Here is a 22582-nt window from a genome sequence, read left to right as displayed (position 1 = left end):
TTATCGCCGATTCAGAGCCCCGATGCACCTATCCTTCGTGAGAAATTCGGACTAATCGCGGAAAATCCGGATCCCGGCGGGGCGGTTTCGGCGCGGGCGGCGGGCGGCGGGCGACCATCGCAAAGGGCGATTTCACGAGTTCCCACAGGAGCCACCCCAGTACGATACCCGCGAAGCCATACACCAGGCTGGGCAAATCCAGCGGCAGCGCCGGCACGAAACGCTGCGCCGTGGCGGCGGCAATGTCGTAGTCGAAATGCCGGAAAAACACGAAGGGTTTCGTAAACCCGCCGGCCTGGTCGATGGCCCGGTAGGCCTGATCCAGCGCATCTATGCGCGCTTGGGTCAGCGCGGTAACCTGACTGCGTAAGGCCTCGTCCCGGATCACCGCACCCGTCTGACCGTTCAGCAGGGCGCCCTGCCCATGGCGCGCCTCGTCCAGATGCCCGCCAAGCCGCTGCAGATAGGCATGGATGAAGGCGAATATCTGCGCTGCCGCGAGGCCGAAAACCGCGGCGATCAGTGTGCCGGCCAGGTTGTCGATCTTCGCCAGGAACCAGTTCATTCTGCCTCGTCATGATCAAGCGCATTTGCCATATAGCACATCAGGTTTGAATGGAACCGCAACAGGCTCCATTCAAACCTGCGAAGGTGTTATTTTTTCAACAAGATAGATCGGATTCACACGTTGGTTGGATCGCCAGAGGCGATTCCAGGCAAACACCATCCGATCCAGTCCGCGCACCGATCTATTCCCGGAATGCGGCAAAATAGCGGCGCGCGCCGGTCAGTATCAGATCAGCACTGCATGATCTCGATGCTCACGCCGTCCGGGGCCGAGACATAGCACAGGCGCATGCCGTTCACGCCTTCCTTCAGCGGCACGGGAAACTGTACGCCCTTGGCTGCCAGTTCGCCGCAATAGGCCTTCAGGTCGCCTTCATACAGAAATCCGAAATGGTCGGTGCCCCATTCGTTATGGCTGGCGTAGTCGGCAAATTCGCCGATCGGGTTGGTCTTCGTCGGGGCCTCGCCAGGGCGTTTGCCGCGGATGATGATATTCGCCCCGCCCAGTTCGACGAAGATCTGCGGCGCGCCGCGCGCCATCGTGTCGGCGGCGATCACCGCGCCGAAGGTGTCCACATACCACTGCGCCGATTCATGCGGGGTTTCACTGATGATATGCACATGGTCGAATTTAAATGCCGGGTTGCTGCCACTCATGGTCTTTCTCCTCCGTTAATCCGTCACCCTCAGCCCCAAACCGTTTCCGCCACCGCTTCGCGTGCGGCGATGCGGCCGAAGGCGAGGCATTCGCCGATATTGCCCGTGCCCTGATACAGGTAGCTGTATATCGAACCCAACTCGCCCGCGCTGTACAGCCGGGGGATCGGCGTGCCGCCTTCGCGCCCTTCCGGCGCCTTTTCCAGGATTACGACATCCGCGCCCGGTTCGCAGGCGGTGACCGATGCGGCCACGCCCGCCGCGCCGAAGCCGACGACGACGATATCGGCTTCGATATCCCGGTTGTCCGGCATGGGCATCAGCTGGCGGGCAATGCGGCGGTCGAGCCGCCATCGACCGGCATGGTGATGCCGGTGATGTAGGACGACGCGGCGGAACTCAGGAACAGGCAGGCATCGGCGATATCGGCCGGCTGCGCGATGCGGCCCATCGGCGAAGTACCGGTCAGGCGGTAGCCGTGATTGCCGGCGGTCCGGCCCATGTAGGGGGCGACCATCGGCGTATCCACCGTAGCCGGGGCGATGGCGTTGACGGTGATCCCGCTTGCCGCCAGTTCGACTGAAAACACCCGCACCAGATGCGACAGCGCGGCCTTCGAGGCGGCATAGGCGCCGCTGGACGCCTTCGGCCGGATCGCGGCGGCGGAGGAGATGGCGGTAACGGCGCGCCGCCGCGCCGGCCCGCCCTGCAGCAGGGGCAGCGCCGCCCGCATGGCGATCCAGAAACCGCGCATGTTGACGGCGAAGACATCGTCGAAATCGCTTTCCGACATATCGGTCAGCTGTCCGACCCGCAGGATGCCGGCGGTAAATGCCAGATGATCCAGACCGCCCAGTTCGGCCGCCGCCATTTGCAGGACGGGTGCCACGGATGCGCTGTCGCGCACATCGGCGGCGGCGGTCAGCGCCATCGCCGCACCCGCGGCGCGCATTTCATCGGCTAACCCTTCAAGAAGCGTTGCATTGACGTCAAGCGCCGCAACACGGGCGCCCCGCGCCGCGAAGGCCAGCGCGGTTGCCCGTCCGATTCCCGACGCGGCGCCAAACACGGCCACCGGCCGGTCACGGAATTCCTCATTCTCAGCTCGCAAAATCGGCTCCCCAACCCTTTGTTTCTGCCGCCAATTATGCGGGGCAGGCGCGGCGCGCACAAGCGGGCCGGGGGCGGTGGTTTTCAAACGGCGGAACGCCTACTTGTAGCGATGCCGGATTTCACCCTGGCCAAAGCCGTCCTGGTGGAAATAGTTGGCCCTGGAGTATTCGGTGATGAGTTCCCGATAGGGCGTCGGCTCATATTTTGCCGGGTTGCCGGCATCGATGCAGGAATCGGCGACGCGGATGATGCGGTCCACATTGGGGCTGTGAAAATAGGCCATGGCGTAGCGGTCGGTTTCGCCGTCCACGATGACGCCGTGCGGCGTGGACAGGAACCGGTCGTTCGACATGCGCCGCAGGATATTACCGATATTGACCAGGAACGTGCCGGGCAGCACCGGCGGTTCCAGCCATTCGCCCGACGGCAGGCGGATCGCCAGCCCCGGCACGCTGTCGCGCGCCAGGATGGTCAGGAAGGAATTGTCCGTATGCGGCCCGGTGCCGAAATCATTGTCCTCGATCCGGGTCGGCGGGTAGTGCAGCATGCGCAGTTTCGCATTGTTTTCATCGGCGAAATCGTCGTCCAGCCAGTCCCGCGGCATGCCCAGCGCGACGGCGAATGCGGGCACCAGTCGCTGCCCCAGCGCGTTCAGGGCGTTGAAATAGGCCATTACGCCCGCGCGGAATCCCGGCAGGTTCTCCGGCCAGTAATTGCCGCCGCGCAGGGGCGTCTTGTTAATGACGTCGGGGTGCTCCGGCCCCCGGTCATGGGTCACGAAATAGGATTCGTTCTGGTTCGGCCGGGTTGCCTGATGCACGGTGGAGTGCCGCTGCATGCTGGCGTTGATCGGCAGGTAACCGATGTTGTGCGCGTCCTGCGGAATTTTCCGCTTTTCCGCCAGCGGCAGGGCGTGGAAGCGCCGGGACTGCGCGAAGGCGTTGTCGATCAGGTCATCCGGCACACCGTGATTTTCAATGTAGAAAAACCCGGTGGCCTCGCAGGCGCGGCGGATGTCATCCGCCAGCCGCTCCAGGGCGCCGTTCTCGCCCCGCAGAAACGGCGCGAGATCCAGCACCGGCAATCCCGCCAGCGCCGCCGCCGGATCCCGCGGCGCATTCTCCCGAAACAGATGTGTAGCCATCTCCCGCTCCGTTTTCAGTTCCTGTCAATCGATCCGCAACCCGGCCTGCTTCATCAGCGGCAGGACGCGCGCGGCGAAATATTCCATATCCGGTTCGTAGTCGAAGAAGTTGATCTGCACGCCATCGCAGCCGGCCGCCTTCAACTTCACGAATTGTTCGACGACCTGTTCCGGCGTGCCGAAGACATGGACATTGCCGCCGATGATGCGCTGCTGGCGCTGATGGCCCCGCCAGGACTGCGCGTCGCTCTGCTTCTGGCTGCCGACCATCGCGTCGACGGCTTCGGCGTCCTCGCCGTCCAGGATCGCCTGCACGATCTGCCGGACTTCGGCTTCGGTGTCGCGGCAGATCACATGCGGGTTGATGATCGTGCGGACCTCGCGCCCCTCCGCTGCCGCCAGTTCCTTGATCCGCTTCGTATGCGGCGGCAGGGATTCGACGGCGGCGTCGATATCCGCGCCGCCGGGGCTGGTGATGAAGATCAGGTCGGAATGCTTCGCCGCATAGGCAAGGCCGACATCGGAGGCGCTGGCATTGACCATGATAGGCCGGCCGTTGACCGGCTTTGGCGAGGCGTAGGCGTCCTTCAGCCGCCAGTATTTGCCGTTCCAGGTAAGATTTGTGTCTTCGCGCCACAGGGCTTCCATGATTTCGGTGAATTCCTCGGCCATGGCGTAGCGGTCGTCATGCGGGATCGGAGCCAGCCCGAACATGCCGACCTCGTTCGGGCGGAAGCCGGCCACGAGGTTGAGCCCCCAGCGGCCGCGCGACATGTGGTCCAGCGTCGCCGCCATCTTGGCCAGTTGCAGCGGGTGCCAGCCATACAGCACATGCACCGTGGAAATCAGGATGATGTTGCGGGTCAGGGCGGCCACGCCGGAGGTGACCAGCAGCGGATCGATGGTGTTCTTGCGGTATTTGATTCGCCCGCCATGGCCGTCCGCGCCCAGCCACTGCGCCAGCCCAAAGGCGAGATCGAAGCCGATTTCCTCCGCCCGCACCACCAGCCGGGCGTTATAGTCGAACGTCCAGTCCGTCCCGCGCGGCGCGGATGACGGCGTCCAGCCGCCATTCTGGATCGGCAGGAACAATCCCATCATGAGCGGTTGCCGCATGGCGCGCTGCAGGGCGCTCAACCCGTCCCTGGCCGCGAGATCCGGCGCGGTACTGGGAAGGACGGGCGAAACGGCGTTCATGCTGGCTGCCTCTTCAGGTTTCCCGGCGGTTTATTCCGACAGTTCGGGCGCAATCCACAGCGGTTCCTCGCCCCGGGCGACGCGCTGCACGTTGTCGAAGGAATTGCGCACCCGCGCCGTGTTGCTTTCGAAGGTCGGCCCGGCCAGATGCGCGGTCAGGATAACGTTGTCCAGCGTGAACAGCGGGTTGTCGGGCTTCGGCGGCTCCTGGTCGAACACGTCCAGCCCGGCGGCGGTGATGGTGCCGTCGGTTAGCGCCGTGTACAGCGCGTCCTCGTCGATCACGGGGCCGCGCGCGGTGTTGACCAGGATCGCATGGGGCTGCATCAGCTTCAGTTCCTCGGCCCCGATCAGGTGATGGGTGGAGGCGTTCAGCGGCGTGTGCAGCGACACGATATCGGAGGTGCGCAGCAGTTCCCGCAGCAGCCGGAAGCGCACGCCCAGCGCGTCTTCCTGGTCGGCGGTCAGCCGCGCGATGTCGTAATAGTTGACCTGCATGCCGAAGGCCCGGGCCAGCCGCGCGGTCTTCTTGCCGATGGTGCCCAGCCCGATGATGCCCAGAGTCTTGCCGCCGACCTCATGCACGCGGGGCGTGCTGTTGCCGCGCCAGTTGCCGCTGGACACGCTCTTGTGCTGGCGGACGAGCTGGCGGGAGACCGCCAGCATCAGCAGGATCGCATGTTCCGACACCGCCGGGGAATTGGCGCCGCCATTGTTGCACAGCGGCACGCCAGCGCGTTTTGTCGCTTCCAGGTCGGCGCTGTCATACCCGGCGCTGAGCAACTGGATCAGCTTCAGCTTCGGCCCGTCCCTGAACAGCTGTTCATCGACAAGGCTGTCGACGAAACCGACCAGGTATTCGGCATCCTTCATCGCTTCCTTGTATTCCGGGCTGCGCGCCGGCACGATCGACAGTTCGAAGCCGGACGGCGCCATCTCGCGCGCCACATCGGCCGCATCCGGAAAATTGGTGACAAAAACGATCCTCGGATCCATGGACTTCCCCCAAATGTTGATTTTGTTTCCGCGCACGATGAAACTCGGTCGCAACCCTAAAGACAGGCGCGGCTTCCGCGCAAGGGGAACGGTGAATAGTCACCCCTGCTGTCGGCGCATCCGCCCTTGACTCCGTTGCGGAAGGCATGCGGCAGTAGGAGCCAATTTCGGGGAGGGGAATGCATGCCGATACTGGTAACGGGGGCCGCCGGGCTCATCGGGTCGCGCATCGTGCGGCAACTGCTGGATCGCGGCGAGACAGTCATCGGCTTCGACCGCACGTTACGGACCGGGCGGCTTGACGACGTGATGTCGGAAGGGAGGATTATTGCGCTGGAGGGCGATATCACCGATATAGCCGCTGTCACGACGGCGATTGCGGAAAATGGCGTCGACCGGGTCATCCACACTGCCGCCGTCCTGCCGCCAGTGACCGAGGAAGACCCCGTCCTGGGTTACAGCATCAATATCGGCGGCACGAACAACCTGTTCGAGGCGGCGCGGCGGAACGGGGTCCGGCGGGTGGTTTATCCGAGTTCCATTGCGACCTATAGAGACCAGTCCGATTATGGCGACGTCGTGCTCGACGAAGAGTCCCGGCAGCAGCCGTTCTCCCTGTACGGGGTTTCCAAGCTGGCCAATGAATTCGCCGCAAGGGCGTTTACGGCGCGGCACGGGTTGGACTGCCGGGGCCTTCGGATCGGCACGGTGTTCGGTCATGGCCGCGCGACGGGCCGCAGCGCGGCGGCCTCCGCGATGATTTCACGCGCCGCGGCCGGCGAGGCCTATGTCAGCCCGGTTCCGCCGGAACAGACATCCGCCTATATCTATGTCGACGATGTCGCGGCATTGATGGTCCGCACGGCCTTCGCCGAAATACTGACCCGGGATGTGTATTGTGCCAGCGCGCACACGGCGTCGCTTGGCGAAATTGCGGATATCGTCCGCGAGTTGCTGCCGGATGGAGACATATCGTTCAGCCCCGAGGCCAGGGGATTTGTGCAGGTCAACCGGATTAGCGGGGCGCGACTGGAGCGCGACGTGGCTTATACGCCTCCGCCCCTGCGGCAGCGGATCCGCGACCAGATCGACATGGTGCGCCGCCAACGGCAATTGCCGCCGTCCGGCGAATAGTCCCTATCGTTTCGTTTCCTCAGATCAGGCACATATCGCCGCTTGGGCCGAGATCGTCGTCCGCCTGCGCCAGCAGCCCGTACCAGTCCTTCGGCACATCAATCGCCGCGGTGGCGACTTTCGGTGTCGCGCCCTGCATCCAGAAATTATGCGTCGGATGCGCCCCGCCCGCGACCGCCAGGACGATCTGCGACGGATCGCGGCAGATCGGCCACATCGGATCGTTCGAGGATGCCACCGTTGCCGGATCGACCCCGGTTTCGATCCATTGCAGCAGGCCGGTGCGGACGACCTCCTCATGCGGGATTTTCGAGTTATCCCACAGGAACTGCTTGATCTTCTGCTTGGTCCAGCCGAGCGACGCCAATTGCCCCGCCACGACCCGCGGCATCAAAAGCGCGCCCGGCGTGCCCTTGGCATGGCCCCAGACGTAATGCGCCGACGGGCTGCGCAGATAGGCTGCCACCCGGTACAGGCTCTGCAGCGCCTCGTCTTCCAGCGTTTCCTTGCCGACGCCGCGGCGCACGATATTGGAAGCCCCCGTCGATACGAGCACCGTAACGCCGTTCCTGCCAGGCCCGACACCGCCGAAATCGGCGCCAACCGGCCCCCAGCCTTCGGGCAGGCCTTCCTCGTCCTCGGCGATGACCACATTGGTCGTGCGCATCGCGCCATAGATCGACATGGTGCCGACCCCGGGCAGCGCCCCGCCGACATTCTGCTGGATCAGCCGGATGGCGCGGCCGATGGCGACGCCAGCCGGATGCTGCGGGTCGGGACCCAGCAGGCCAAAGCCGGAATTGAGCCGGATATCCTTGCCGATCGGCCCGTTGACGATCACCACCGGGTAGGTGCTGCCGGATGTCGCCTGGAACTTGTCGTGCTCCATTTCCGGATCGAGGATGCATTCGATCGCCGCGATCATGACCGGCAGGTATTCCGGCCGTCCGCCGGACATGGCCAGCGACACCGCGAGGGTTTCCACCGTGGCGATGCCGCCGCGCGGCATCACCTTGCCGATCAGAGAATCCCGTGGCCGGTCGGTCCCCTGCAGGATCCAGGACACCCGCTCTTCAGTCGGCGGGTTCAGGGGCAGGCCGTCGCCCCAGGTGCTGGTGATGAACTGCCGGTTCATCTTGTCATAGGCGGCTTCGTAGCCATTGGCTTCGATCCGCACCCTGGGCGGGTACTGGATACCGGTTTCGGTACTCGCGGGCTTCCACTCGGTCAGCCCCTCGGCGAATTTATGGACGTCGCGTTCGACCGGCGAAATATCGCTGTCGACGAGGAAGGGCGAAATCGGAAAGATCACCATGGACGCATCCTGGTCGAAGCCTAGTCCGGCCACGGAATTGCGCACCACGCCCACGAAATCCTCGCGGGTCAGAATAACGGTCGGGATACCCCTGCTTTCGATACGAGCGGCGACACGGCCGCATGCTGTCGCGCAGGCGCCTCAGGAGGCGTTTCCGACAATGACCGCTTCGACGCCCCGTTCGATCAGCATGTCCACGGTTTCCTCGGTATCCATCTGCCGCGTTCCCATCGGGAATTCGGTTTCGGGTATGAAGGTCGCGTCCGGGTAAAGCGCCTGCAGCTTCTCACGGATCATCGGCAGCATGCGGTGCGCCTGCCACATATCGTCGCTGAGCAACGCCACGGTCTTGCCATTCAGCGACTGCAGCCGGGGCGCGTGCAACACGCTGACCTCCGTCGCGCCGCTGGGATCGAATACTTCCAGTGCGTCCATTGTCCCAATCTCCCTGTGGTCTGACCTGACTATAGCCAAAGCCGGCTATGCCGCGCTACGGGCATCCTCCAGGATCATGTCGGCGGCTTTTTCGGCGATCATGATCGTCGGCGCGTTCGTATTGCCGGAATTCAGCGTCGGCATGATCGAGGCATCGACAACCCGCAGCCCCCGCATGCCGTGTACGCGCAGCCGTTCATCGACCACGGCCATGGAATCCGGGCCCATCTTGCAGGTGCTGACCGGGTGATAGACGGTCAACCCCGTATCGCGCGCGAACTGCAGCAACTGTTCATCGGTCTGCGCGGCCGGACCGGGGGCGAATTCCTCGATCACCAGCTTCTTCATGGTCGGCGTCGACATGATCTTCCGCGACAGCTTGAGCCCGTCCACGATTGTCTGCTGGTCGGTCACCGTCGACAGGTAGTTCGGATGGATCGCCGGATCGACGGACGGGTCCGTCGACCGTATCACCACATAGCCGCGCGATTCGGGGCGCAACTGGCAAACGGATGCGGTAAACGCGGCAAACTTGTGCAATGCCTTGCCGACGCCGGTAATGCTGAGCGGGATGACGTGGAACTGCACATCCGGCGTTTCGAGATCCGGCCGCGTCCTGGCGAACATCCCCACATGGCCGGCCGCGATGGTCATTGGCCCCTTGCGGAACAGCGCGTATTCCAGCCCGATGCGCATCTTGCCGAGAATGCTGTTGACCTCGTTGTTGAGCGACGGTTCGTTGGTCTTGTAAACGGAGCGCGCCGCAAGGTGATCCTGCAGGTTCATGCCGACTCCCGGCAGTTCGTGCACGATGTCGATGCCGAATTCCCGCAGCACTGGCGCCGGCCCGACGCCGGAAAGCTGCAATACCTTGGGCGAGGCAACGGCGCCGCAGGACAGCAGCACCTCGCCGCCATCCTGCGTGACGCGCGCGACGCGCTTCTGCCCGCCAACCGAAAACTCGACGCCGGTGGCGCGTTTGCCGTCGAAGATCACCCGGTGGACCAGTGCTTCCGTCGTGATGGTCAAGTTGCTCCGGTGCTTCACGGGATTCAGGTAACCGACGGCGGCGCTGCAGCGGCGTCCGTTGCGGGTCGTCAACTGATAAAAGCCCACGCCCTCCTGGTCGCCCGAATTGAAATCATCGGTCCGCCGAATGCCGACCTCTTCCGCCGCGGCGATGAAGGCGCTGGAAAAGCCGCGCGTGAAGGAGATATCCGACACCGCAATCGGTCCCCCGACACCGTGGGTTTCGCTTTCCCCGCGCTGCTGGTCTTCCGACTTCCTGAAATAGGGCAGAACATCCTCCCAGGACCAGCCGGCATTGCCAAGCTGCCGCCACTGGTCGTAATCGCGGCTCTGTCCGCGGATATAGACCAGCCCATTGATGGAACTGGAGCCCCCCAGCACCTTGCCGCGCGGATAGGGAATGGATCGGCCGTTCAGCCCCGGGTCGATTTCGGTTTCGAAGCACCAGTCCGTTTTCGGGTTCATCGCGGTCTTGAAATAGCCGACCGGAATGTGAATCCACGGATAGCTGTCCCTGGTGCCCGCTTCCAGCAGCAACACCCGGTTCTTCGGGTCCGCCGACAACCGGTTCGCCAGCACGCATCCCGCCGACCCCGCACCGGCGATGATATAGGTATATTCGTCTTCGCTCGCAGCCATTCAGTTCCTCCCGCAATGGCGTGTCACAACAGGATAGCATCCCCGTCGCAAGTTCATCCATGCGACACCTGGGCCCGCCGGTAGTATATATTTGCCATGGACCTGATCCGGTACTCAATCGAGCGACCGATCGCAATCTTCGCGGCGGTGGCGTTAATCATGTTGTTCGGCTGGCTGGCCCTGTTATCGATCCCGATACAACTTTCCCCCAGCATCGCACAGCCCGCCATCCACATATGGACGGCATGGCCCGGCGCCGCGCCGGCAGAGGTTGAACGTGAAATCGTCAACCCCCAGGAAGAGGCGTTACGCGGCCTGACCGGGCTGGAAAGCCTGATCAGCACCTCTCAGGAAGGCGCCGGCAATGTCCGCCTCGGCTTCCCCGTCGGGCATGATATGGAAAAGGCGCTGCTGCTGGTCGCCAACCGCCTGGACAGGGTCACCGATTATCCGGAGGAAGCCAGGGCGCCGTCGTTCCGTGCCGAGGAGCCGCGCGGCAGTTATATCGCCTGGCTATATTTACGGACGGCCGAAGGGAACGCCCGCCCGATCGGCGATTACGGCGACTTTGCCCGCGATGTCATTCGCGAGCGGCTGGAACGGGTTCCGGGCATTCGACATATAGCCATAGGTGGCGGACGGAACCGGGAAATTCGGATCGCTTTCGATCCTGCCAGACTGGTTCGGTATGGCTTCACGATCTCCGAACTTCTCGACCGGCTGCGGTCGGCGCGAGTGGCGATTACGGCCGGCGACATTATCGAAGGAAAGCGCCGCTACGTCGTTCGCGCGGAATGGCAGTTGAATACAATTGAAAATATCAACCGCATCGTTCTGCGCAGCGCGACGGACGCCGCCGGCGGCGGGATCGGCCGGGTGACGGTCGCCGACGTCGCCGATGTCGCCTTTCACTACCGCCAGAAGGAATCGATTGTCCGGATGAACGGCCGCCCGGCAATCGATATCGGAATCCAGAACCAGACGGACACCAATGTCATCGAGACCATGCGGGAAGTCCGGGAGGCCATCGCGGAGCTTCAGTCCGGCCCCGTCGCCCGGGAAGGCCTGGTCCTGGAACAGAAATATGGCGAAACGGGCTATATCGATTCGGCCATCGACCTCGTGCTGCGGAATATCTGGCTGGGCGGCACGGTTGCCGTCGTAATCCTGCTGCTCTTTCTGCGCTCCGCCCGTGCGACGGTCATCGTCGCACTGGCCATTCCGACATCCGTCGTGGCTTCGTTCGTGGCGATGGCGGCATCGGGCGGATCCATCAATGTACTGTCGCTGGCCGGGATCGCCTTTGCCGTTGGCATGGTCGTAGATGCGGCAATCATTGTGCTGGAAAACATATACCGGTTGCGGCAACAGGGGGAATCGGCGCGTCAGGCGGCGCTGCACGGCACGCACCAGGTCTGGGGCGCTATCTTGATATCCTCCCTGACAACGGTGCTCGTCTTCATTCCCCTGCTGCTCATGGATCTCGCCGTGGGCAAGCTGTTTCGCGACATCGCAGTCGCCATCACGGTTGCCGTCAGCATGTCCCTGCTGGTTTCGGTCACGGTTATTCCCGCCCTCGCCAGCCGGATGCTGACGGGCGACAGCCCGCCGAAGAAACGCAATGTCTTCATCATTGACGACCTCGCCCGCGCCTTCGTCGCCGGAACCATCCGGTCTACCCGGATAATCGTCAACAGCCGCCGCAGGGCCATCGCCGTCGCGACCGCGATCACGGCAAGCTGGTGGCTGATGCCGCCGCTCGAGTACCTGCCGGAAGGCGACCGGAACCTGATTATCGGCGTTGCCGCGCCATCATCGGGCTACAATTTTGAAACCGCGCAACTGCTGGGAGACAGGATCGAAAAGAAACTGCTGCCGTTGCTGGCGACGAAGACGGCACGGGCGCCCCTTTCGCATGACGCCCCTGCCGCGGACTATGTTGCGCTCAATATCCAGCGCGACAGAATTCGCGTCATGGCACGAAGCGTAGAGCCGGACCGCGCCGGAAACCTGAAGTTCCTGATCCGGGACGCCATGCTGGGCATCCCGGACGTCACGGCGTACTCATACAGACCATCGCTGTTTCCCAATGTCGATGGCGGGCGCACCATCCGGCTGACCGTCAGCGGAACGGAATTCGAAACCATCTTCAACGTCATAGAGCGCGCCCGAAACCATGTGTCCGAAATCCTGCCCCAAAGCGGCGGGACGAACACAACCACGACCCCGCGGCTCGTGTTTGGCGCGCCGGAAATCCGCGTGCGGCCCGATGCGGCGCGTTTGGCGGATAACGGCATCAGCGCCCGCGAACTCGGCCTTACGATCGACGCCTATAATGACGGTATCCGGGTGGATGAAATTTACGTCGATGGCCGGCTTATGAACCTGACCCTGGCGGGTCAAACGGCAGAATTGCCGCGTACCCAGGGCATTGGAGACCTGCCGATCATTACCCGGAACGGCAGTATCGTGCCCGTATCGCTGCTGGCGACAGTAGGGTTGACCGCCGGCCCGACCGCTATCCGGCATGAGGAAGGGCTGCGCGCGGCGGTCCTCCGCATCGGCCCGCCACCGGAAATCGCCATGGAAACCGCCCTGGACCTGCTGCGCGGCAAGGTCGTAGACAGGTTGCGCGCGGATGGACTGCCGGACGATATACAGCTTCGGCTTGGCGGCGTCGCAGACGCACTTACGGCCGCGGCCGCGGAAATCCGGCTCGACCTGGTTTTCGCCTTTGTCATCGTCTTCCTGGTGATGGCGGTGCTGTTCGAGAATTTCATATATCCGCTGATCATCGTCCTCTCGGTTCCGGTCGCGGTTGCGGGTGGGTTTGTCGGCTTTACGATATTGAATTTGTACAGCTTTCAGCCCATGGATATGCTCACGCTCCTGGGCTTCGTGATCCTGGTCGGTATTGTCGTCAATAATGCGATACTTCTGGTTCACCAGACGCTTCATCACGTCCGGGTCGATAAAATGCCGCCGACCGAAGCCGTCGTCGAGGCGACCGGCAATCGGATCAGGCCCATTTTCATGTCGACCCTGACGAGCATAGGCGGCATGCTGCCGCTTGTCCTGTTTTCGGGGGCGGGTTCTGAACTGTATCGGGGATTGGGGTCGGTTGTGGTAGGGGGGCTGTCACTTTCGGCGGTATTGACGCTGGCTATCGTACCGCCGCTGCTTATCGTTGTTGTCGGAACGCTGGAGCGCAGAGGCTTCCGGTGACCAAACCTGTGTCGCAGAAGGATACGGCGGAGTCCGGTGTCCGCAGCCTGTTCGGCGACTCCAATTTTGTCCGCCTGTGGCTGACCGGCAGCGCGTCCGGCAGCATGCGCTGGCTGGAAACGCTGGCGGTCAGCGTCTATGTGTTCGAGGTTACCGAATCGGCCTTCCTGGTCGCGGTGATGATGGCGGCCCGGATGGCGCCGATGCTGCTGGGCGCCGCGGTCGGCGCGCTGGCCGAGCGGTTCAACCGCCGGACCATCCTGCTATCCGGCCTGGCGATCATGACGACGGTATCGGCCATAATGGGCGCCCTCGCCCTCAGCGGGGCGATAGAAATCTGGCAAATCGCCATCGGAGCTTTCCTTACGGGGCTGTTTTTTGCCTCCGAATTTCCGGTCCGCCGGACGATCCTGGGGGAAATCGCCGGGCAGGAACGGATCGGCGCCGCCCTGTCGCTCGATTCCGCATCGAACAATGCCACCCGCATGATCGGGCCGGTCATCGGCGGCATACTGTTCGAAACGGTCGGTTTGCATGGCGCCTATTTCATGGCCGCAGGCTTTTATGCAACCGGCTTTTTGCTGATTACCGGGGTCCGCTACAGGCGGGTGAGCCCCACCAGCGCAATCGGGCTGTTTACCTCGATCGCGGAAGGCCTGCGCTATATCCGAACGAACCGGCGGCTTGTCGGTATCCTGCTCGTCACCGTTTTTGTCAATCTGTTCGGCTTCCCGTTCACCAGCATGGTGCCGGTCATCGGCAAGGATGTCCTGGGACTGAGCCCGATCCCGGTCGGGTTCCTGATGTCGGCCGAAGGGATGGGGTCGTTTACCGGCGCCCTGCTGCTGACGGTCGCCGCACGCCCCCGGTATTTTGCGCGAATCTATATGGGCGGTGCGGTGATTTTCCTGAGTATGACGATCATGTTCTCCCTGTCGTCCCAGTTCGGCATTTCGATGGCGTTGCTGTTGACCGCGGGATTAGGCGTGTCCGGATTCGCTGCAATGCAGAGCGTCCTGATTTTTTCCACGGCGCCGCCGGAAATCCGGTCGCGCGTGATGGGCGTCCTTACCATGTGCATCGGCGCCGGACCAATCGGCGTCCTGCATGTTGGACTCATGGCAAAATGGTTCGGCGCGCAGAATGCGCTGACCATCATCGGGCTGGAAGGCCTGGCCTGTGTCGTTGCCTGCGCCCTGATCTGGCCGGAACTCTGGCGACGGAACCGGCCCGCCGCGCCCTGATGCGGAGAACTGGCCTTTACAGGAAAATAATCCGGCGTCAATTCCAGTTCTGCATGATGTATTCCATGGTCGCCACTCGGTTATACGCCTCCACATCGAAAACCCGGTCGACGTGGAAGAATTTTGACATATGCGGAAAGGATGTATCCATCACCCGCGCCAGATAGGGTTGCGACAGGAAGTACGGGAAAGTCGCCGGCTTGCGGTGCCGGATCCGGTAGCTGTATTTGCGCAACCAGATCGGACGGTAGCTCGACTCCAGATATGACAGCCGGTATTTCAGGGTGGGCTCCTGGTCGAATGCGAAGCCGTAATCGCTTTTCACGGAAGCCAGCATCGGGTGCAGTATCCGGATCATTTCCGCTTCCATCCGTCCCATGGATTTGTATATCAAGGGTATGGTGTAGGTTGGCCGCAGAAGCCTGGACCGCGCGTCAGCGGCGCGACGCAATTTCCTGGTCGAGCCGCGTCAGACAGGCCTGCCGGTCCGCCTGGAAATCGCCGGCGATCCACCAGTCCTCCACCGCCGTCAGCAGCGCGCCGATATCGGGTCCCCGCGGCACATCCCGCGCCAGGACATCCTTGCCCGTCAGCGGGAACACGACCGGCCGCCAGTCCTCAGCGGCCGCCAGGAGATCGCGCCAGTCGGCGTCCACCGGATCCGGTGCATCGGCCCAGCCCAGCAGAACCCGCTCGCGAAACACCGATACGCCGAACCGGTACAGATAGCGGCGGCGCGCGGCGGGATCGAGCGGCGGCACAATATCCAGCCGTACGCTCATCGCCAGATAGTCGCGTTCCGCATTGGACAGGCGCAGGCGGCCGGCAATGGCCTTGACCCCCTCAAGACCCACCCGCAGCAATGCCGCCAGACGCCGCAGCGGATCGGCCGGCGCCATTATCGCCTCGATTCGCAGCAGCCGCGTCAGGCGGTCGATATTCGATGCCTCGGGCAGGAAATGCGCCAGGACGCCAAGGTCGCGCATCAGCGTCAGCGTCGCCACCGGGTCAGGTGCGTCCAGCAGCTTCAGCAATTCCGCGCGAACACGCTCCGCGGACAGGGTCTTCAGCATCGGCGCCATGTTCCGGCAGGCGGCGAGCGCCGCGTCATCCGGCGGCATCTTTCCGTAATGGGCCTGAAACCGGAAGAACCGCAATAGCCGCAGCACGTCTTCCGTGATCCGCAGGACGGGATCGCCGACAAACCGCACCCGCCCGGCCAGCAGATCCGCGCGGCCGCCGAAGGGATCGTGCAGCGTGCCGTCGGCTTCGAGCGACAGCGCATTCATCGTCAGGTCGCGGCGGGCGGCGTCCGCCTCCCAGTCGCCGGTAAAGGCAACCGTGGCGTGGCGGCCATCGGTTTCGACGTCATGCCGCAGCGTCGTGACCTCGAATGCCACGCCGCCGATAACGGCCGTGACCGTGCCATGCGCCACGCCCGTCGGCACAGCCGCGTAACCCGCCTCACGCATCAGGGACATCACCCGTTCCGGGGGGGCATCTGTGGCGATATCGATATCGCGAATGGGGCGATGAAGCAAAGCATCGCGCACGCAACCGCCGACGAAACGCGCCGCCGCGCCGCCATCATGCAGCACCTTCATGACAGCAAGCGTTTCCGGCGCGCGCATCCAGGATTGCGGTTCAATCCTGTCCACGGTCAAGGGATCAACGCTCGATCCGGCCCGGTACGAGGACGCCGTTTTCCATATGCGGGGTCCGGTAGGTACCGCCGACATTCGAACCGTCCAGATCCATGCTGAAAATCGCCAGCAGGACGAAGACAATGGAAACCAGCACCGCCCCCGAAATGATCAGCCATGTCCAGGGCAGTTCCTGCCACTGCGGTATCCTGCGTCCTTCCGCTTCGGCCAGCTGGTGGCGCCGGTAGAACCAGTGCCAGATGTAATACACCACGAAGGGGGTCAGCAGCGGCAGGACTATGGTGAGGACCTGACGGGTCATCGGTCCGCCAGCACTTCGCAGAAATTGACCAGCATGCCCGCCGTGGCGCCCCAGATATACCGGTTTTCATACGGCAATACGTAGAAGGACCGCTCCTGCCCGTTATGCAAGCGCGTGCCGGTTTCATGGTTCCGCTTATCCAGCACGAAGCTGAGCGGTACCTCGAACACCTCCGCCACCTCGAAGGGGTCGGCCTTCACCTCGAAGGGCGGATTGACGAAACCCACGACCGGCGTCACCTGGTAACCGCTGCGCACCACGTAATAATCCAGCCGACCAACGATATCGACCCGGCCGGGCGACAGACCGACTTCTTCTTCCGCCTCGCGCAGCGCGGCGGCCTCGTGGCTGAGGTCTTCGGGTTCGACGCGCCCGCCGGGGAAACTGATCTGCCCGGCATGGGCGTTCAGATGCGCGGTACGCTGCGTCAGCAGCACCGTCAATCCGCCGGGCCGGTCAACCAGCGGCACCAGGACCGCGGCGGGAATCAGCGTGTCATGCTTCGCCATGTCGGGATTGAGGTCATGATCGCCCCGGAACCCCGACCAGCGAACGGCCTTGTCCTCGCCCGCCGGGCGTTTGGCGGCGTTCAGCGCCGCAAACCGCTCGGTAATCCGTTGACGCATCATTCCGGCGTCACCCTTCCCCGTTTTCATCATCCGCCGGTCCCAGGACAAAGGGGATACCGCCGCTCCACACGACCATTTCCGGACCTTCATCACCGGCCCGTTCCTCGGCCAGTTCCGCCAGTTCGTAGAATACAGAACGTACGATCAACGCTTCAAGATTGTCGCGCACCAGAACATAGGGCGCGGGCTCCCCGGTCGCCGTGTCTTCCGCCACCCTGATCGGGTGCGCCGCATCCACGGTCACCATTTGGTCGAGATTGGTGCGAAAGGTCAACATCATGTCCCGACCGCTGCCTTCCGCCTGCAACTCGACCGCGGTAAAGGGCACGTCCTCCACCTCGATCCGGCCCTGTTCGACAGGCGTAACCAGCCAGTACCCTCCGGATTCATCGCGCCGCAACACGGTGGAGAACAGTTTTACCAGCGCCATGCGGCGGATTGGCCTGCCCTGATGGTACCAGGTGCCGTCGCGCGCAATCCGCATCTCAAAATTGCCGCATTCCTGTGCATCATCCGGGCGAAATCCGCCCGCGATCATTTTTTCGAGAACGCCCGGATTACGTGATTGCATGCTGCACCTACCCCCGCCATGTTATCATTTGGCTGACATATTCATAGGAGATAAGCCTTGAGCCTGTCCGATGCCAGTACTACAGACAGTAGCGAGCCCGAAAACCTTGCCGGCGAGATCGAAAAACTGGGCGAAAAGCTGACTTCCGCCCGCGAAAATATTGGCCGCATCATCTACGGCCAGACAAATGTCATCGATCTGACCCTCACAACCTTGCTATCCGGCGGCCATGCGCTTCTGATCGGTGTACCCGGCTTGGGGAAAACCCTGCTGGTGGAAACGCTGGGAACGGTGCTCGGCCTGAACGACAACCGTGTCCAGTTCACCCCGGACCTGATGCCGGCCGATATCTTGGGGTCCGAAGTCCTGGAAGAGGATGAAACGGGCAAGCGCGCCTTCCGGTTTATCGAAGGACCCGTTTTCTGCCAGCTTCTCATGGCGGATGAAATCAACCGCGCCAGTCCGCGAACCCAGTCCGCGCTGCTGCAGGCGATGCAGGAGCGCAAGGTATCCATCGCGGGCAAGAATCTGCCGCTGCCGGAACCGTTCCACGTACTGGCGACGCAGAATCCGCTGGAACTGGAAGGCACCTATCCGCTGCCGGAAGCGCAACTCGACCGCTTCCTGCTGGAAATCGATGTGGGCTATCCCGGCGACGCGGACGAACGCCAGATGCTGCTGGCGACAACCGGTGTTTCCCACAACAGGGCGGAGGCGGTATTTTCCGCGAAATCGCTGATGGACGCGCAGCGGCTGGTCCGCCGCCTGCCGGTTGGCGAACACGTGGTCGACGCCATCCTGCGGGTTGTCCGCGCCGGACGCCCGGAAATCAGCAGCATCCCGGCGGTGGTCGACCATGTGTCCTGGGGGCCGGGGCCCCGCGCCAGCCAGGCGCTGATGCTGGCCTGCCGCGCCCGCGCGCTGATCGACGGGCGGCTGGCCCCGTCGGTGGACGATGTCCTGGCGCTGGCGAACCCGGTGCTGCGCCACCGCATGGCGCTGAACTTCGCCGCCCGCGCCGAAGGAGTCACGCTGGATTCGGTAATCGACCTTTTATGCGCGCCGCTGCGCTGACACGAACCGGACGCCGAGACCCGTGCCGCAAAGCGACATGACAGCCACCGAACGGCAACTTCGGTTACAGCACGAGGCGGAACGCGCGTCGGGCCGGCTGCCGCCCTTGCAGATTGCGGCGGAACGGGTTGCCGCAACGGTGGCGCAAGGCGTCCACGGTCGACGACGTGTCGGCCAGGGCGAGACTTTCTGGCAGTTCCGCCGCTACCAGAATGGCGATACGGCAACGTCCATCGACTGGCGACAATCGGCAAAGTCGCGGCATTATTTTGTCCGGGAGAACGAATGGGAAGCCGCGCAGACAGCCTGGCTGTGGCGCGACACTTCGCCGTCGATGCATTACAGTTCGGACCGGCGCCTGCCGACCAAGGCGGAGCGCGCCGACCTGCTGCTGCTTGCCGCCGCGTCGTTGCTGATGCGGGCCGGCGAACGATTTACGCTGCTTGGCGGCGGCGGACGCGCCGGCATAGGACGCCGGGGCTACGACCAGCTGGCGGAGATGATCGCGCGCAACACGGGCAGCGAAACCGGGCTGCCGCCCTTCGAACCCTTGCCGCGTTATTCCCAGGTCATTCTGTTCGGCGATTTCCTGGCCACCCCGGAAGAAGTTCATGACCGGGTAGCGGCGCTGGCGTCACGCGGCGTTTCGGGACTGCTTGTACAGGTGATCGACCCGGCGGAACGCAGCCTGCCGTTTCGCGGCCGGGTCCGCTTCGAGGGATTCGAGAATGAAGGCGATACGCTGCTCGGCCGTGTCGAGACGACGCGCGAGGAATACCGGTCGCGGTTCGAACGGCATTGCGACAGCCTTCGGGAATTGACGCGGCGGGCCGGCTGGGTCTATCTGCGCCATGAAACGGATCATTCGCCGGAATCGGCCCTGCTGACGCTTTACGCGGCGCTGGCGCCCAACACGCAAAGGATCTGAGACGGTGCTGGAATTTGGCGCCTTCGCATTTGCATCCCCCTGGCTGCTGACCGCGCTGGCTTCGCTGCCCGTTCTCTGGTGGCTCCTGCGCTTCACGCCGCCATCGCCGAAATCGGTGAGGTTTCCCGCGATCCGGCTGCTGTTCGGCCTGCGCAGCGAAGACGAGACGCCCGATACCGCGCCGCTATGGCTCATTATCCTGCGCCTGCTCGCCGCGGCGCTGCTGATCCTGGGATTGGCGCACCCGCTGTTGCACCCGGGCGCCAATCTGGCGCGGCAGGGACCGATCGTGCTGGTTATCGACGATGGCTGGGCTGCGGCCCGTGACTGGCCTGCGCGCCAGGCGATAGCGGATCAGGCGATCATTCAGGCGGACCGCGAAGGACGCGCGGTCATCATCCTGACGACGGCGGCGGACACGCGCGGCGCGGCGCCGGAAGCCAGCGGTCTGTTGCGCCCCGACGAGGCCCGCAACACGGTCGGGGCAATCGCGCCCAAGCCGTGGCCGACGGACCGGGAGGCCGCCCTGCAGGCGGTGCAGTCAATCGGTGTGGAAAGCGCCGCGGCGGTATACTGGCTGAGCGACGGGCTGGATGACGGTAGCGTCGCCGAACTGGCCGGGCAGTTGCAGCGGCTGGGCCCGCTGACAATACGGATCCCGGATACCTTGCCGCGCCTCCTTCTGCCGCCGGAACCGGGTGACAGCCAGTTCACTGTGGCCGTGCAACGTGCCCCGGGCGACGGATCCGCGCCCGCAACGGTTCGCGCGCTCGGCGAAGATGGCCGGCTCATCGCCCGCCAGACCCTTGCCTTCGACCCGGATCGTACGTCGGCGGCGGTGGCGCTCGACCTGCCGCTGGAACTGCGCAACGCGGTGGCCCGGCTGGAGATTGAAAGCGAATCCACTGCAGGCGCGACGGCGCTGCTGGATACCCGCTGGCGCCGCCGGCCGGTCGGGCTGGTGTCGGAAACGCCGCTGGACGACGGTCCGTCCCTGTTGTCGGAACTGTATTATGTGGAGCGCGCGTTGCTGCCGTACAGCGATATCCGACGCGGCACGGTCGATACGCTGCTGGACGGCACGCTTGCGGTCATTATCCTGCCGGACGGCGTACCGCTGGAAACGGCGGAGCGCCAGCGGCTCGAAGCGTGGGCGTCGGCGGGCGGGCTGCTGCTTCGCTTCGCCGGCCCGCGGCTGGCGCAGAACACCGACGACCAGCTGGTGCCGGTCCTGCTGCGCCGCGGCGGAAGGACGCTTGGCGGGGCGATGCTGTGGTCGGAGCCCGCGCGTCTGGCCCCGTTTGAGGCGGCAAGTCCGTTCCACGATCTGGAACTTCCGGACGACGTGACGATATTCCGGCAGGTCCTGGCCGAGCCGTCCCTGACCCTTGGCGAAAAGACATGGGCGCGACTGACCGACGGTACCCCGCTGGTAACCGCGACCCGGCAGGGGGATGGCTGGCTGGTTCTCGTGCACACAACCTCGAACGCGGCGTGGTCGAACCTGGCGCTGTCGGGCCTGTTCGTCGAAATGATGCAGCGGATCGTCTCGACGAGCCGCGGGGTGTCGGGCGCCGCACTGGGCGAGCGCCTGCTGGCGCCGCTGGAACTGCTTGATGGATTCGGCCGCCCCGCCGACGCCGGTCCCGCGACCCGCGCCATCAGCGCCGGCCAGTTCGCCGAAGCCCGCGTCGGGCCCGCTAATCCGCCAGGGCTGTATGGCGACGCCTCGACGCGCCGCGCCCTGAATTTAGGGCCACAGGCCGGGCCCATCGCCGTTCTGGGCGCCGTGCCGGACGGGGTTTCCAAAGAGGGATACGCCCGGACGGACGAATTCGATTTCAAGCCCTGGCTGCTCGCCGCCGCACTTGTCCTGCTCCTGATCGATGCTATCGCGACCCTTATAATGCGCGGCCTGCTGCCGCGCCGCCGGGGCGCTGCCGCCGGGATCGCCATTGCCGCGGCACTGGTCGCCGCGTTCCTGCCGGGACACGAGGCGCGGGCGCAGGATGCGGCGGATGACTTTGCCCTGAAGGCAACTCTGGACACGCGGCTCGCCTATGTGATCACAGGCGACGCGGCGATTGATCAAGCCAGTGAGCGCGGACTGGTCGGGCTTACCGAAATGCTGAACCGCCGAACCGCCATCGAGGCCTCGTCGCCCATCGGCGTCGACCTCGAACGCAATCCCATGGTGTTCTTTCCGCTGATCTACTGGCCTGTCACGGCGCGACAGGCGCCCCTGTCGCCCGAAGCCAACAGCCGCGTGAACCGTTACCTTGCAACGGGCGGGACAATCCTGTTCGATCTGCAGGATCCCTCCGGCAGCGGCGCCAATACCGAGATCCTGCAGCAACTGACCCGGGACATCGCGATTCCGCCGCTGACGCCCGTGCCGCCGGATCATGTGCTGACCAAGGCTTTCTACCTGATGCAGGATTTCCCCGGCCGCTGGACGGGAGGCCGGGTCTGGGTCGAGCAGCCGGGCAGCAGCGTCAATGACGGTGTATCGAGTATCGTGATCGGCGGCCATGACTGGGCATCCGCCTGGGCCGTGGACGACAGGGGCCAGGCGATGTTCGCCGTCGTCCCCGGCGGCGCGCGGCAGCGAGAAATGGCCTACCGGTTCGGCGTCAACCTTGTGATGTACACGCTGACCGGTAACTACAAGTCGGATCAGGTCCATGTGCCGGCGATCCTCGAACGGCTGGGGAACTGAC

Annotated in this window: 21 protein-coding genes; 6 read left to right on the top strand and 15 right to left on the bottom strand. The window is 64.0% G+C overall.

The annotated features are described in order from the left end of the window. Nucleotides 1–28 precede the first annotated feature (28 nt). From WD767_08375 to WD767_08345, 7 genes are all read right to left on the bottom strand, one after another. Nucleotides 29–565: a DUF2937 family protein gene (locus WD767_08375; GenBank protein MEX2616095.1), complete on the bottom strand. Its 537-nt coding sequence runs from the start codon at nucleotides 563–565 to the stop codon at nucleotides 29–31. A gap of 233 nt (nucleotides 566–798) precedes the next feature. Beyond that, on the bottom strand, nucleotides 799–1224 hold the full coding sequence (locus tag WD767_08370) for a VOC family protein (protein MEX2616094.1): 426 nt from the start codon (nucleotides 1222–1224) through the stop codon (nucleotides 799–801). Nucleotides 1225–1253: 29 nt separating this feature from the next. Next, complete coding sequence (locus WD767_08365; GenBank protein MEX2616093.1) at nucleotides 1254–1538, bottom strand: FAD-binding protein; 285 nt, start codon at nucleotides 1536–1538, stop codon at nucleotides 1254–1256. Between the two features lie 5 nt (nucleotides 1539–1543). Next, nucleotides 1544–2335: an SDR family oxidoreductase gene (locus WD767_08360; protein ID MEX2616092.1), complete on the bottom strand. Its 792-nt coding sequence runs from the start codon at nucleotides 2333–2335 to the stop codon at nucleotides 1544–1546. A 99-nt stretch (nucleotides 2336–2434) separates the two neighbouring features. Then, nucleotides 2435–3481: a 2-oxoglutarate and iron-dependent oxygenase domain-containing protein gene (locus WD767_08355; GenBank protein ID MEX2616091.1), complete on the bottom strand. Its 1047-nt coding sequence runs from the start codon at nucleotides 3479–3481 to the stop codon at nucleotides 2435–2437. 24 nt (nucleotides 3482–3505) lie between these two features. Further along, nucleotides 3506–4678: an LLM class flavin-dependent oxidoreductase gene (locus tag WD767_08350; GenBank protein ID MEX2616090.1), complete on the bottom strand. Its 1173-nt coding sequence runs from the start codon at nucleotides 4676–4678 to the stop codon at nucleotides 3506–3508. A gap of 30 nt (nucleotides 4679–4708) precedes the next feature. Next, nucleotides 4709–5674, bottom strand: a complete 966-nt coding sequence (locus tag WD767_08345; protein MEX2616089.1) for a 2-hydroxyacid dehydrogenase — start codon at nucleotides 5672–5674, stop codon at nucleotides 4709–4711. Between the two features lie 183 nt (nucleotides 5675–5857). On the opposite strand from WD767_08345, the gene WD767_08340 reads away from it, so the two are divergent. Then, nucleotides 5858–6808 carry an NAD(P)-dependent oxidoreductase gene (locus WD767_08340; GenBank protein MEX2616088.1) on the top strand — a complete coding sequence of 317 codons (951 nt, stop codon included), beginning with the start codon at nucleotides 5858–5860 and terminating at the stop codon, nucleotides 6806–6808. 19 nt (nucleotides 6809–6827) lie between these two features. Here WD767_08340 and WD767_08335 read toward each other — a convergent pair whose 3' ends face one another. From WD767_08335 to WD767_08325, 3 genes are all read right to left on the bottom strand, one after another. Next, nucleotides 6828–8171 (bottom strand): hypothetical protein, encoded by a 1344-nt coding sequence (locus WD767_08335; GenBank protein MEX2616087.1) that lies wholly within the window; start codon nucleotides 8169–8171, stop codon nucleotides 6828–6830. 93 nt (nucleotides 8172–8264) lie between these two features. After that, entirely contained in the window at nucleotides 8265–8558 is a 294-nt protein-coding gene (locus WD767_08330; protein ID MEX2616086.1) for a hypothetical protein, read from the bottom strand. A 45-nt stretch (nucleotides 8559–8603) separates the two neighbouring features. Next, nucleotides 8604–10226 carry a choline dehydrogenase gene (locus WD767_08325; protein MEX2616085.1) on the bottom strand — a complete coding sequence of 541 codons (1623 nt, stop codon included), beginning with the start codon at nucleotides 10224–10226 and terminating at the stop codon, nucleotides 8604–8606. Nucleotides 10227–10322: 96 nt separating this feature from the next. On the opposite strand from WD767_08325, the gene WD767_08320 reads away from it, so the two are divergent. Together WD767_08320 and WD767_08315 are read left to right on the top strand one after the other, a co-directional pair. Then, nucleotides 10323–13451, top strand: coding sequence for an efflux RND transporter permease subunit (locus WD767_08320; protein MEX2616084.1), 3129 nt, complete (start codon nucleotides 10323–10325; stop codon nucleotides 13449–13451). After that, a complete protein-coding gene (locus tag WD767_08315) occupies nucleotides 13448–14695 on the top strand; it encodes an MFS transporter (protein ID MEX2616083.1) in 1248 nt (415 codons plus the stop codon). Before WD767_08320 ends, WD767_08315 begins: the two co-directional genes overlap by 4 nt. 37 nt (nucleotides 14696–14732) lie before the next feature. Here the strand turns inward: WD767_08315 and WD767_08310 are convergent, their stop codons facing one another. From WD767_08310 to WD767_08290, 5 genes are all read right to left on the bottom strand, one after another. Then, the gene (locus tag WD767_08310; GenBank protein MEX2616082.1) at nucleotides 14733–15053 is read right to left on the bottom strand and encodes a hypothetical protein; all 321 of its coding nucleotides are present in this window, start codon (nucleotides 15051–15053) and stop codon (nucleotides 14733–14735) included. A 76-nt stretch (nucleotides 15054–15129) separates the two neighbouring features. Further along, on the bottom strand, nucleotides 15130–16353 hold the full coding sequence (locus tag WD767_08305; GenBank protein MEX2616081.1) for a CCA tRNA nucleotidyltransferase: 1224 nt from the start codon (nucleotides 16351–16353) through the stop codon (nucleotides 15130–15132). A 10-nt stretch (nucleotides 16354–16363) separates the two neighbouring features. Continuing rightward, nucleotides 16364–16660, bottom strand: coding sequence for a DUF6111 family protein (locus WD767_08300; protein MEX2616080.1), 297 nt, complete (start codon nucleotides 16658–16660; stop codon nucleotides 16364–16366). Further along, nucleotides 16657–17289 carry a CoA pyrophosphatase gene (locus WD767_08295; GenBank protein MEX2616079.1) on the bottom strand — a complete coding sequence of 211 codons (633 nt, stop codon included), beginning with the start codon at nucleotides 17287–17289 and terminating at the stop codon, nucleotides 16657–16659. Before WD767_08295 ends, WD767_08300 begins: the two co-directional genes overlap by 4 nt. 7 nt (nucleotides 17290–17296) lie before the next feature. Then, nucleotides 17297–17860 (bottom strand): DUF1285 domain-containing protein, encoded by a 564-nt coding sequence (locus tag WD767_08290; GenBank protein ID MEX2616078.1) that lies wholly within the window; start codon nucleotides 17858–17860, stop codon nucleotides 17297–17299. A gap of 63 nt (nucleotides 17861–17923) precedes the next feature. Between WD767_08290 and WD767_08285 the strand changes: the two genes are divergently transcribed. Genes WD767_08285 through WD767_08275 form a run of 3 tightly spaced genes read left to right on the top strand, consistent with a single transcriptional unit; the run spans nucleotide 17924 to nucleotide 22581 of the window. Then, the gene (locus WD767_08285; protein ID MEX2616077.1) at nucleotides 17924–18934 is read left to right on the top strand and encodes a MoxR family ATPase; all 1011 of its coding nucleotides are present in this window, start codon (nucleotides 17924–17926) and stop codon (nucleotides 18932–18934) included. Nucleotides 18935–18971: 37 nt separating this feature from the next. Further along, the gene (locus WD767_08280; protein MEX2616076.1) at nucleotides 18972–19862 is read left to right on the top strand and encodes a DUF58 domain-containing protein; all 891 of its coding nucleotides are present in this window, start codon (nucleotides 18972–18974) and stop codon (nucleotides 19860–19862) included. A gap of 4 nt (nucleotides 19863–19866) precedes the next feature. Next, on the top strand, nucleotides 19867–22581 hold the full coding sequence (locus tag WD767_08275; protein MEX2616075.1) for a DUF4159 domain-containing protein: 2715 nt from the start codon (nucleotides 19867–19869) through the stop codon (nucleotides 22579–22581). Nucleotide 22582: the final 1 nt, after the last annotated feature.

The sequence above is a fragment of the Alphaproteobacteria bacterium genome (assembly GCA_040905865.1).
GTDB lineage: Bacteria > Pseudomonadota > Alphaproteobacteria > UBA8366.
Note: the sequence above shows the minus strand (reverse complement) of the source record. Positions and strands in the feature narration are given on the sequence as shown.

Bases quoted from the DNA above. Each gene is read 5' to 3' on its own strand.
- WD767_08375 (MEX2616095.1), bottom strand. From the start codon at position 565: ATGAACTGGTTCCTGGCGAAGATCGACAACCTGGCCGGCACACTGATC.
- WD767_08370 (MEX2616094.1), bottom strand. From the start codon at position 1,224: ATGAGTGGCAGCAACCCGGCATTTAAATTCGACCATGTGCATATCATC.
- WD767_08365 (MEX2616093.1), bottom strand. From the start codon at position 1,538: ATGCCGGACAACCGGGATATCGAAGCCGATATCGTCGTCGTCGGCTTC.
- WD767_08355 (MEX2616091.1), bottom strand. From the start codon at position 3,481: ATGGCTACACATCTGTTTCGGGAGAATGCGCCGCGGGATCCGGCGGCG.
- WD767_08350 (MEX2616090.1), bottom strand. From the start codon at position 4,678: ATGAACGCCGTTTCGCCCGTCCTTCCCAGTACCGCGCCGGATCTCGCG.
- WD767_08345 (MEX2616089.1), bottom strand. From the start codon at position 5,674: ATGGATCCGAGGATCGTTTTTGTCACCAATTTTCCGGATGCGGCCGAT.
- WD767_08340 (MEX2616088.1), top strand. From the start codon at position 5,858: ATGCCGATACTGGTAACGGGGGCCGCCGGGCTCATCGGGTCGCGCATC.
- WD767_08330 (MEX2616086.1), bottom strand. From the start codon at position 8,558: ATGGACGCACTGGAAGTATTCGATCCCAGCGGCGCGACGGAGGTCAGC.
- WD767_08325 (MEX2616085.1), bottom strand. From the start codon at position 10,226: ATGGCTGCGAGCGAAGACGAATATACCTATATCATCGCCGGTGCGGGG.
- WD767_08320 (MEX2616084.1), top strand. From the start codon at position 10,323: ATGGACCTGATCCGGTACTCAATCGAGCGACCGATCGCAATCTTCGCG.
- WD767_08310 (MEX2616082.1), bottom strand. From the start codon at position 15,053: ATGATCCGGATACTGCACCCGATGCTGGCTTCCGTGAAAAGCGATTAC.
- WD767_08300 (MEX2616080.1), bottom strand. From the start codon at position 16,660: ATGACCCGTCAGGTCCTCACCATAGTCCTGCCGCTGCTGACCCCCTTC.
- WD767_08295 (MEX2616079.1), bottom strand. From the start codon at position 17,289: ATGATGCGTCAACGGATTACCGAGCGGTTTGCGGCGCTGAACGCCGCC.
- WD767_08290 (MEX2616078.1), bottom strand. From the start codon at position 17,860: ATGCAATCACGTAATCCGGGCGTTCTCGAAAAAATGATCGCGGGCGGA.
- WD767_08280 (MEX2616076.1), top strand. From the start codon at position 18,972: ATGACAGCCACCGAACGGCAACTTCGGTTACAGCACGAGGCGGAACGC.